This is a genomic window from Pseudomonas sp., from assembly GCF_030696055.1.
Taxonomy (GTDB): domain Bacteria; phylum Pseudomonadota; class Gammaproteobacteria; order Pseudomonadales; family Pseudomonadaceae; genus Aquipseudomonas.
Window position 1 is genome coordinate 1 of sequence record NZ_JAUYNP010000001.1, and the last position, 10147, is coordinate 10147.

Consider the following 10147-nt stretch of genomic DNA (forward strand, 5'->3'; position numbering starts at 1 on the left):
TAGCTGCCGCCACCTTGAAATCCGGCAAATACAAGAACCTCAAAGTCGCCGGCAATGCGCCCTACGTGATCGATTACGTTTCCCTTGGGGCCAAGCGCACCGAGTATGGCTTGCTCAACTACCTCAACCTGTTCGTCAACCAGCAGGTGCGCAACGGCCGTTACCACGAGCTGTGGGCCAAGTGGGTGGGCGACGAGATCAGCCCGGCCAGCCTCACCGTGCCTGGCGTGTACTACTAAGCATGGGCGCGCACCTGACGGCCGGAGACGGCCTTATACCCAGCCTGCACATGGCCGGGCGGCAGCTGGCGGGGGGTGACGGCCAGGGGCCGCTGCTGTTCGCCACAGTCGGCCTGAGCTTCTGGGGCGGGGTCGAGCCACAGAGCGGGGTGGTGATAGACAGCCACCACCCACTCTGCGGCGAGTCTCTGGCCGGCCGGGTGCTGGCCATCCCCAGCGGACGCGGCTCCTGCACCGGCAGCAGCGTCCTGCTGGAACTTATCCTCAATGATCACGCCCCGGCCGCCCTGGTGCTGGCCGAGGCGGACGAGATTCTCAGCCTCGGCGCCCTGGTCGCCGAGCTGATCTTCCAGCGCCAGTTGCCGGTGCTGTGTATCGGTCACCAAGCCTTCGCCCAGCTGGAGCGGGGCGGCTTCGCCCGACTCGAGCAGGGCCGCCTCAGCCTGTTCGACGCCGCCCCCGCAGACCACTGGCAGCCGGGTCAGATGCCCGAGGCCGCACCGTCCCAGCTGCGTCTAAGCGCTGGGGATCGCGCCCTGCTGGCCGGCGAGCACGGCCAGGCCGCCCGGGTGGCCATGCAGCTGGTGCTGCGCCTGGCCGAATTGCAGGGCGCAGAAGAGCTGCTGGATATCAGCCAGGCGCATATCGACGGCTGCATCTACACCGGCCCGGCCAGCCTGCGCTTTGCCCAGCAGCTGCTGGCCTGGGGCGCGCGGGTGCGGGTGCCCACCAGCCTCAACGCCATCTCGGTGGACCAGCGCCAGTGGCGCTCCCTGGGCATCGACCCGGCCCTGGGCGAACCGGCCAGCGCCCTCGGCGATGCCTATATGGCCATGGGCGCGGCGCTCAGCTTCACCTGCGCGCCCTACCTGCTGGACAGCGCACCCAAGGCCGGCGAGCAGCTGGTCTGGGCCGAGTCCAATGCGGTGGTGTACGCCAACAGCGTGCTGGCCGCGCGCACCCAGAAGTACCCGGATTTTCTCGATATCTGCATCGCCCTCACCGGCCGCGCGCCGCGCAGCGGCTGCCACCTGGACGCCGGCCGGCACGCCAGCCTGCTGCTCGAGGTGGAGCCGCCGCAGGCCCTGGACGACAGCTTCTGGCCGCTGCTCGGCTACCAGGCCGGGCTGCTCTGCGGCAGCGCCATCCCGGTGCTCGCTGGCCTGGAACACAGCGGCGCCAGCAGCGATGAGCTCAAGGCCTTCGGCGCCGCCTTCGCCACCACCTCGGCGGCGCCCATGTTCCATATCGCCGGCATCACCCCGGAAGCCCCGGACGTCGCCAGCGCCCTGGGCGGCCAGGCGCCGCAACGACGGCTGCGCATCGGCCGCGCCGAGCTGCTGGCCGCCTGGCGCCAGCTGAACGGTGCCGCGGGCGGCAGCGTGGCGCTGGTGGCCCTGGGCAACCCGCACTTCTCCCTGAGCGAGTTCGCCCGGCTGGCCAGGCTCTGCGCCGGGCGCAGCCGCCACACCGACTGCGCCCTGGTGATCACCTGCGGCCGCGCGGTGCTGGAGCAGGCCAGCGCCGCCGGCCATGTCGCCAGCCTGCAGGCCTTCGGCGCGCAGCTGCTCAGCGATACCTGCTGGTGCATGCTCGGCGAGCCGGTGCTGCCGCGCCAGGCCCGCAGACTGATGACCAATTCAGCCAAGTACGCCCACTACGCCCCCGGCCTGGTCGGCCGCCAGGTGCACTTCGGCAGCCTGGCCGCCTGCGTCGAGGCCGCCTGTAGCGGGCACAACCCGGGCCGGCCGCCGAGCTGGCTGGCCTCCCCCCGTTCTGCTGGAGCCTGATGCCATGTTCGATTACAGCTTCCACTGGCGCGTTGCCTTCAAGGCCCTGCCGGACATGCTCGGCGGCGCCTGGGTGACCCTGCAGACCGCCGCCCTGTCGATGCTGCTGGGCACAATGATCGCCCTGCTGCTGACCCTTATGCGGCAGATGCACAACCCCGCGCTGCGTGGTTTCGCCGACACCTGGGTGTCGATTGCGCGCAACACGCCCTCGCTGTTCCAGATCTACATCCTCTACTTCGGCCTGGGTGCCTTCGGCCTGCATGTCAGCTCCTGGCTGGCGCTGCTGGCGGGCATCACCTTCAACAACGCCGGCTACCTGGCGGAGAACTTCCGCGGCGGCCTCAAGGCCGTGCCGGACACCCAGATGCGCGCGGCCCGCTCGCTGGGCATGAGCGCCTTGCAGGCCTACCGCCTGGTGATCATCCCGCAGCTGCTGCGCATCGTCTTCCACCCCCTGTCCAACCAGATGGTCTGGGCGGTGCTGATGACCTCCCTGGGAGTGATAGTCGGGCTGAACGACGACCTCACCGGGGTAACCCAGGACTACAACGTCAAGACCTTCCGCACCTTCGAGTACTTCGCCCTGGCGGCGGTGCTCTATTACCTGATCGCCAAGACCATAGTGCTCAGCGCACGGCTGATGGCTTGGCGCCTGTTCCGTTATTGAGGGCTCCGTCATGTTCGTCACCAGCCTGACCGCCAGCGACCTGCTGTTTATGCTCCAGGGCGCCTGGGTAACCCTGCAGCTGACCGTCGCCGCCATGTTGCTCGGCACCCTCGCCGGGGTGTTGTTCGGCCTGCTGCGCGCCGGCCTGCCGCGGGCCAGCCTGCCCCTGGCCTGGGTGCTGGATCTGTTTCGCAGCGTGCCGCTGCTGATCCAGTTCGTTCTGTTCAACTCACTGAAAAGCATCGCCGGCCTGGACATCAGCGCCTTCGCCATCGGCTGCCTGGTGCTCGGCATCTACGCCGCGGCCTTCTGCAGCGAGATAGTGCGCGGCGGCGTGCAGGCGGTGCCGGCCACCCTCCGCCGCGCCGCCCGCTCCCTGGGCATGAGCTACTGGCAGGACCTGCGCCATGTGGTGCTGCCCCTGGCCACCCGGGTGTCCTTCCCCGGCTGGCTGAACCTGGCGCTGAGCGTGATGAAGGACACCGCCCTGGTCATGTGGATCGGCATCTTCGAATTGCTGCGCACCTCGCAGACCGTGGTCACGCGCATCCAGGAACCGCTGCTGGTGCTGTGCATCGCCGGCCTTATTTACTACGTCATGAGCTTGGTGGTCGCCCGCCTGGGTGCCCGCCTGGAAAAAAGGTGGCAGGAAAATGATTGAAATCGACAAGGTGCATAAATCCTTCGGCGACCTGGAAGTGGTCAAGGGCGTCAGCCTGACGGTGAACAAGGGCGAGGTGGTGTCGGTCATCGGCGGCTCCGGTTCCGGCAAGTCCACCCTGCTGATGTGCATCAACGGCCTGGAGCCGATCCAGCGCGGCAGCATCCGCGTGGACGGCACCGAGGTGCATGCCAAGGGCACCGACCTCAACCGTCTGCGGCAGAAGATCGGCATCGTCTTCCAGCAGTGGAACGCCTTCCCCCACCTGAGCGTGTTGGAGAACGTCATGCTGGCACCGCGCAAGGTGCTCGGCCTGAGCAAACAAGACGCCGAGGCCATGGCGGTCAAGCAGCTGACCCATGTGGGCCTGGCGGACAAGCTCAAGGTGTTTCCCGGCAAGCTCTCCGGCGGCCAGCAGCAGCGCATGGCGATCGCCCGGGCGCTGGCCATGTCGCCGGACTACATGCTGTTCGACGAGGCCACCAGCGCCCTCGACCCGCAGCTGGTGGGCGAGGTGCTGGACACCATGCGCCTGCTCGCCGAGGACGGCATGACCATGATCCTGGTGACCCACGAGATCCGCTTCGCCCGCGACGTGTCGGACCGCGTGGCCTTCTTCCGCGACGGCCTGGTACACGAGATAGGCACGCCCGATCAAGTCATCGGCAACCCGCAGCAGGCGGCAACCGCCGACTTCCTCAAATCGGGGCTGTAAGGAGAACCCGATGCGATCGAGCAAGCTAATCCATATCGTCAGCTGCCACGCCGAGGGCGAGGTGGGCGATGTGATAGTCGGCGGCGTCGCCCCGCCGCCCGGCGACACGCTGTGGGCGCAGTCGCGCTGGATAGCCCGCGACCAGAGCCTGCGCAACTTCGTGCTGAACGAACCGCGCGGCGGCGTGTTCCGCCACGTCAACCTGCTAGTGCCGGCCAAGGACCCGCGGGCGCAGATGGCCTGGATCATCATGGAGCCGGCCGACACCCCACCCATGTCCGGCTCCAACTCGCTGTGCGTGGCCACGGTGCTGCTGGAGACCGGCATCCTGCCGATGCAGGAGCCCGAGACCCGGCTGTGCCTGGAAGCCCCGGGCGGACTGATCGAGGTCGTGGCCCAGTGCCGCGGCGGCAAGGTGCAGCGGGTGCAGGTGCGCAACCTGCCGTCCTTCGCCGACCAGCTGGACGCCCTGCTTGAGGTCGAGGGCCTGGGCAGCCTCAAGGTGGACACCGCCTACGGCGGCGACAGCTTCGTGATCGCCGACGCCCAGGCCCTGGGTTTTGCCCTGAGCGCCGACGAGGCCGCCGACCTGGCCGCCACCGGCCTGAAGATCACCCGCGCGGCCAACGAGCAGCTGGGCTTCGTCCACCCGCACAACCCGGACTGGGCGCATATCTCCTTCTGCCAGCTAGCCGGCCCGCTGCAACGTGAAAACGGCGTGCTGACGGCGGCCAATGCGGTGGTGATCCGCCCCGGCAAGGTCGACCGCTCGCCCACCGGCACCGGTTGCTCGGCGCGCATGGCGGTGCTGCATGCCCGCGGTCAGCTGCAAGTGGGCGAACGCTTCGTCGGCCGCTCCATCATCGGCTCGGAGTTTCACTGCCATATCGAGAGCCTGACCGAAGTGGCCGGACGCCCGGCTATCCACCCCTGCATCAGTGGCCGCGCCTGGATCACCGGCACCCACCAGCAGCTGCTGGACCCGGACGACCCCTGGCCCGAAGGCTACCGATTGGCCGATACCTGGCCGGTCGAACCACGCCCACTTTTGCCGGCCGAGCGCAACCCGAGATAGCCCGGGGCGCACGCGCCACGACCGCAAATAACCAGGAACAGCAGTCCCACAACCCAAAACCCAGGGCGGTAATCCGCCCGCAACGAAACGTATACGAAATACAATAACTGCCCGGAGGCATAAGCATGAGCAAGCAAGTCAACTGGAGCGGGGTTTTCCCGGCCGTCACCACACAGTTCAACAGCGACTTCTCGGTCAACCTGGAGGAGACCCACAAGGTCATCTCCAACCTGGTGCGCGATGGCGTATCCGGCCTGGTGGTCTGCGGCAGCGTGGGTGAGAACACCTCGCTGACTATCGAAGAAAAGATGGCCGTCACCGAGGTGGCCAAGGACGCCTCCGCCGGCCGCGTGCCGGTGATCTGCGGGATCGCCGAGTTCACCAGCGCCGGCGCGGCCAAGGTGGCCCAGGCGGTGGAGCGGGTCGGGGTCGACGGCATTATGGTGATGCCGGCGCTGGTCTATTCCTCCAAGCCCCATGAAACCGCCGCGCACTTTCGCAGCGTGGCCATGAGCACCGACCTGCCGGTGATGGTCTACAACAACCCGCCCATCTACAAGAACGACGTCACCCCGGAGATCCTGATCTCCCTGGCCGACTGCGAGAACATCGTCTGCTTCAAGGACAGCTCCGGCGACACCCGGCGCTTTATCGACGTGCGCAACCAGGTGGGCGACCGCTTTATCCTGTTCGCCGGCCTGGACGACGTGGTCCTGGAAAGCATCGCGGTCGGCGCCCAGGGCTGGATCTCCGGTATGTCCAACGTCTTCCCCCAGGAGGGCGAGACCATCTTCCGCCTGTGCCAGGCCGGGCGCTTCGCCGAGGCCATGCCGATCTACGAATGGCTGATGCCGATCCTTCATCTCGACGCCCGCCCGGACCTGGTGCAGTGCATCAAGTTGTGCGAGGAGATCGCCGGCCGCGGCAGCGCCCTGACCCGCCCACCGCGCCTGGCCCTGCAGGGCGAAGACCGCCGCCACGTCGAGACCATCATGGCCACAGCGCTAGCCAGCCGGCCGCAGCTGCCGGACGTCGGCCTCTGAGAACTCCCCTCTCCCACCCGTGGGAGACGACTGCATGGATGGTAGAGCGACGCAGGATGCACAAGCCGAGGGGCCGGGGGAGAGGGCGCGGCTTATCCACCCTCTCCCCAGCCCTCTCCCGTAAACGGGAGAGGGCGCCATCCGCTTTCCAACCGATCAGGAGGCTCGCATGCCCAGCATTCTCGGCCACAACTTTATCGCCGGCGGCCGCAGCGCCACCGGTGACGTCACCCTGCACAGCCTCGACGCCGCCAGCGGCGAGGCCCTGCCCTATAGCTTCGTCCAGGCCAGCGAGGCGGAAGTGGCGGCCGCCGCCGAAGCCGCGGCGGCCGCCTACCCGCTGTACCGCAGCTTGAGCGGCGAACGCCGTGGCGAATTCCTCGAGGCCATAGCCGCCGAGATCGACGCCCTGGGCGATGACTTCGTCGCCCTGGTCTGCCGCGAAACCGCCCTGCCCGCCGCGCGTATTCGCGGCGAAAGAGCCCGCACCAGCGGCCAGCTGCGCCTGTTCGCCCAGGTGCTGCGTCGCGGCGACTACCTGGGCGCGCGCATCGACCGCGCCCAGCCCGAACGCCAGCCGCTGCCGCGCGCGGATATCCGCCAGTGCCAGATGGCGCTCGGCCCGGTGGCGGTATTCGGCGCCAGCAACTTTCCCCTGGCCTTCTCCACCGCCGGCGGCGACAGCGCAGCGGCCCTGGCCGCCGGCTGCCCGGTAGTGTTCAAGGCCCACAGTGGCCATATGGCCAGCGCCGAATGCGTGGCCGACGCCATCCTGCGGGCGGCGGAGAAAACCGGCATGCCAGCCGGGGTATTCAATATGCTCTACGGCAGCGTGGGCGCCTGGCTGGTGCGGCACCCGGCGATCCAGGCGGTGGGCTTTACCGGCTCGCTCAAGGGCGGCCGCGCCCTGTGCGACCTGGCCGCGGCGCGGCCGCAGCCGATTCCGGTATTCGCCGAGATGAGCTCGATCAACCCAGTGATACTGCTACCCGCGGCGCTGAAAAACCGTGGCGAGCAGATCGCCGGCGAACTCAGCGCCTCGGTGGTGCAGGGTTGCGGCCAGTTCTGCACCAAGCCGGGTCTGGTGATCGGTATCCAGTCGGCGGAATTTGCCGTGTTTGTCCGGGCGTTCGCCGCGCGCATGGCCGACCAGCCGCCCCAGACCATGCTCAACGCCGGCACCCTGAAGAACTACGAGAAAGGCCTGGCCGCGCTGCAGACCCATCCAGGCATCCGCCACCTGGCCGGCCAGCCGCAACAAGGGCGCCAGGCCTGGCCGCAGCTGTTCCAGGCCGATGTCGGCCTGCTGCTGGGCGGCGACCCGCTGCTGCAGGAGGAAGTCTTCGGCCCGACCACGCTACTGGTCGAGGTGGCCGACGCGGCCGAGCTGCAACTGGCCCTGCAGGCCCTGCACGGCCAGTTGAGCGCCAGCCTGATCGCCGAGCCGGCCGACCTGCCGCAGGCCGCCAGCCTGGTGGCGCTGCTCGAGCACAAGGCCGGTCGCCTGTTGCTCAACAGTTACCCCACAGGCGTGGAAGTGTGCGACGCCATGGTCCACGGCGGCCCCTACCCGGCCACCTCGGACGCCCGCGGCACCTCGGTCGGTAGCCTGGCCATCGCGCGCTTCCTGCGCCCTGTGTGCTACCAGAACTATCCGGATGAACTGCTGCCCAAGGCCCTGCAAAACGCCAACCCCCTGGGCATCGAACGCCTGGTGGATGGCCAAAGCACGCGAGCGCCACTGCTCTGATTCGTGTCGGCACGGATCGGCGGCACTCGTGATTTCACCCCGGTCCAGGCCGGGGTTTTTTATCGCGATGTCTCCGTGAAGTGTTGCAACCTGCAGCCCGCGAGATAATGCCCAGGACGCACTGATTTGTAGGGCGATGGCTCGTAGGGTGGGTTAGCCGCATGCCACCATTGCCAAGCATCACACCACTCGGGACGCGGCGTAACCCAGCATCGACGCAACGCGAACCACCGCTTGGTGGGTTACGTGGCGCCCAAATTCCGCCGTGTCTTTGCCAGCACGCCTCTGCGCCACTAACCCACCCCACGAAAGCTGCATGCAACACCTAGTTGGGGCATCGTCTTTTTATGCTTAGAGCCGCCCTGGCCGGTCAATCCAGCAAGGCGCGCAGCTCGTCATACAAGGCCTGGGGAATCTCCACCCCCTGCTCCAGGCTACGCGCCCGGGCGGCGTAGCGGCGCTGCGCCGGCAGCCGCGCGCCCTGGCCCTGGATGGCCGCGAACAGGGCCTCGGCGCGGGCCAGGTGCTGTGTGGCCTGCTCACCGAGAAAGCGCTGCGGGTCGAGGGCGATCAGCAGCTCGCCGTGGTAGGGCAGGCCCTGGCGGCCCTCGTCGAAGGCCAGGGACTCGGCGCTGGTCAGGTCGCCGATCAAGGGCCCGGCGATCAACTCGACCATGGCCGCCAGGGCCGAACCCTTGTGCCCGCCGAAGGTCAGCATGGCGCCGTGGTCGAGCACCTCGGCCGCGTCGCTGCAGGGCTGGCCGTGGCGATCCAGGCCCCAGCCGGTTGGCAGCGCCTGGCCAGAACGACGATGCAACTCGATATCGCCGCGGGCGATGGCGCTGGTGGCGAAGTCGAAGATAAAGGGCGGCTGGTCGACCCGCGGCCAGCCAAAGGCGATGGGATTGGTGCCGAACAGCGGCCGGCTGCCACCGGCAGGGGCCACATAGGCCTGGGTCGGGTTGCAGGCCAGCGCCACCAGGCCCAGCTCGGTCAGCGCCTCCAGCTCCACCCAGAGGGCGGAAAAGTGCACGCAGCGGTTGATCGCCAGGGCGGCGATGCCATTGGCCCGCGCCTTGGCCGCCAGCAGCGGCAGGCCGGCGGCAAAGGCCAGCTGGGAAAAGCCGCCATGGGCCTCCACCCGCACCAGCCCCGGGGCCTGGTCGATCACCTGGGGTTCGGCGCAGGGCTCGACCTTGCCGGCCTTGAGGGTCTTGATAATGCCGAGCAGGCGCCACAGACCATGGGAGGCGCAGCCATCCCGCTCGCCGGCCAACACCGTGGCACCGATGGCCCGCACATAGGCCTCGCTAAAGCCGTGCCGGCGCAGAATGGCCTGCGCCAGTTGCTCGGCCTGTTCCAGGGTCAATCGCCGCATCCGCCGCCTCCTCCAGGTCAATAAAGCCAAGAGTGGCCCAGGCCCGCTGCCGGCGACTTGATCGCTTTACCCCGGCCTTATGCCGAATTCGGCACAGCCGCAGTGGCCTGCTACGCCCGTGGCTGAGCGGCGCGGCTGAGCTCCAGGTAGTTGGCGACTATCAGCTCGGGATAGTCGGCCAACTGCTGCTGCAACCGCCGTTGTTCGGCGTAACTCTCGATGGCGCGGCGGTATTCCATACGGCGTTGATCGAGCAGTTTGCGCCGTGCCTTGGCCTCGCTGTCGGCGTGACCCTGCGCTTTTTCCAAGTAGCCAGACATAGGGTGAGACTCCCAAGCTGAATAACGGGAATCCCAGCATCTGCCCTGGATATGACGCTTTGATGGCCAAGCAATAACGCTGCGATGAACCTAGCCAAGCAGTGTGTAGGGTGGACAGGGCGCAGCCTTGTCCAGCGCTTGCGAGCGGAAGGCGGACAAGCCTGCGGCATGTCCGCCCTACATCTCTCAGTCTTCGCTGCTTTTATGCGCCTTGGGCGACAGGCGCAGGCTGCGCAAGCTGCGCTTGACGCTCTTCAGGTGGTTGACCAGGCCCGGGCCGCGGGCCATGGCCACGCCCATGGCGAGCACGTCGATTACCACCAGGTGGGCGATACGCGAGGTCAGCGGAGTGTAGATCTCGGTGTCTTCCTGCACGTCGATGGCCAGGTTGACGGTCGACAGCTCCGCCAGCGGCGTCTGGCTCGGACACAGGGTGATCAGGCTGGCGCCGGACTCACGCACCAGGTTGGCGGTGATCAGCAAGTCCTTGGAACGGCCGGACTGGG

At 67.9% G+C, this 10147-nt stretch carries 10 protein-coding genes and 1 pseudogene; 8 read left to right on the forward strand and 3 right to left on the reverse strand.

All coding sequences use genetic code 11. The features are described from left to right. From Q8Q83_RS00005 to Q8Q83_RS00040, 8 genes and pseudogenes are all read left to right on the forward strand, one after another. Positions 1-239, forward strand: a pseudogene (locus Q8Q83_RS00005) (amino acid ABC transporter substrate-binding protein); the annotation flags it as partial. Positions 240-241: 2 nt separating this feature from the next. Then, positions 242-2029 carry an aconitase family protein gene (locus Q8Q83_RS00010; RefSeq protein ID WP_305620022.1) on the forward strand — a complete coding sequence of 596 codons (1788 nt, stop codon included), beginning with the start codon at positions 242-244 and terminating at the stop codon, positions 2027-2029. A 4-nt stretch (positions 2030-2033) separates the two neighbouring features. Next, positions 2034-2699 carry an amino acid ABC transporter permease gene (locus Q8Q83_RS00015; RefSeq protein WP_305620024.1) on the forward strand — a complete coding sequence of 222 codons (666 nt, stop codon included), beginning with the start codon at positions 2034-2036 and terminating at the stop codon, positions 2697-2699. 10 nt (positions 2700-2709) lie between these two features. Continuing rightward, entirely contained in the window at positions 2710-3360 is a 651-nt protein-coding gene (locus Q8Q83_RS00020; protein WP_305620026.1) for an amino acid ABC transporter permease, read from the forward strand. Beyond that, complete coding sequence (locus Q8Q83_RS00025) at positions 3353-4075, forward strand: amino acid ABC transporter ATP-binding protein (RefSeq protein ID WP_305620028.1); 723 nt, start codon at positions 3353-3355, stop codon at positions 4073-4075. The genes Q8Q83_RS00020 and Q8Q83_RS00025 overlap by 8 nt, the downstream gene beginning before the upstream one ends. A gap of 10 nt (positions 4076-4085) precedes the next feature. Continuing rightward, positions 4086-5150 (forward strand): proline racemase family protein, encoded by a 1065-nt coding sequence (locus tag Q8Q83_RS00030; RefSeq protein ID WP_305620029.1) that lies wholly within the window; start codon positions 4086-4088, stop codon positions 5148-5150. A gap of 125 nt (positions 5151-5275) precedes the next feature. Continuing rightward, positions 5276-6193, forward strand: coding sequence for a dihydrodipicolinate synthase family protein (locus Q8Q83_RS00035; RefSeq protein ID WP_305620031.1), 918 nt, complete (start codon positions 5276-5278; stop codon positions 6191-6193). Between the two features lie 169 nt (positions 6194-6362). Further along, positions 6363-7943: an aldehyde dehydrogenase (NADP(+)) gene (locus tag Q8Q83_RS00040; protein WP_305620033.1), complete on the forward strand. Its 1581-nt coding sequence runs from the start codon at positions 6363-6365 to the stop codon at positions 7941-7943. A 370-nt stretch (positions 7944-8313) separates the two neighbouring features. On the opposite strand, the gene Q8Q83_RS00045 is transcribed toward Q8Q83_RS00040, so the two are convergent. The 3 genes from Q8Q83_RS00045 to Q8Q83_RS00055 form a co-directional block, all read right to left on the reverse strand. Then, a complete protein-coding gene (locus Q8Q83_RS00045) occupies positions 8314-9321 on the reverse strand; it encodes an Ldh family oxidoreductase (protein WP_305620035.1) in 1008 nt (335 codons plus the stop codon). A 110-nt stretch (positions 9322-9431) separates the two neighbouring features. After that, on the reverse strand, positions 9432-9641 hold the full coding sequence (locus Q8Q83_RS00050; protein ID WP_305620037.1) for a PA3496 family putative envelope integrity protein: 210 nt from the start codon (positions 9639-9641) through the stop codon (positions 9432-9434). A gap of 186 nt (positions 9642-9827) precedes the next feature. Continuing rightward, positions 9828-10147 (reverse strand): SIS domain-containing protein (locus Q8Q83_RS00055; RefSeq protein ID WP_305620039.1); only part of this gene is annotated, 320 nt, incomplete at its 5' end.

Coding starts and splice junctions, on each gene's coding strand:
- Q8Q83_RS00010 (WP_305620022.1), top strand. CDS start 242: ATGGGCGCGCACCTGACGGCCGGAGACGGCCTTATACCCAGCCTGCAC.
- Q8Q83_RS00015 (WP_305620024.1), top strand. CDS start 2,034: ATGTTCGATTACAGCTTCCACTGGCGCGTTGCCTTCAAGGCCCTGCCG.
- Q8Q83_RS00020 (WP_305620026.1), top strand. CDS start 2,710: ATGTTCGTCACCAGCCTGACCGCCAGCGACCTGCTGTTTATGCTCCAG.
- Q8Q83_RS00025 (WP_305620028.1), top strand. CDS start 3,353: ATGATTGAAATCGACAAGGTGCATAAATCCTTCGGCGACCTGGAAGTG.
- Q8Q83_RS00030 (WP_305620029.1), top strand. CDS start 4,086: ATGCGATCGAGCAAGCTAATCCATATCGTCAGCTGCCACGCCGAGGGC.
- Q8Q83_RS00035 (WP_305620031.1), top strand. CDS start 5,276: ATGAGCAAGCAAGTCAACTGGAGCGGGGTTTTCCCGGCCGTCACCACA.
- Q8Q83_RS00040 (WP_305620033.1), top strand. CDS start 6,363: ATGCCCAGCATTCTCGGCCACAACTTTATCGCCGGCGGCCGCAGCGCC.
- Q8Q83_RS00045 (WP_305620035.1), bottom strand. CDS start 9,321: ATGCGGCGATTGACCCTGGAACAGGCCGAGCAACTGGCGCAGGCCATT.
- Q8Q83_RS00050 (WP_305620037.1), bottom strand. CDS start 9,641: ATGTCTGGCTACTTGGAAAAAGCGCAGGGTCACGCCGACAGCGAGGCC.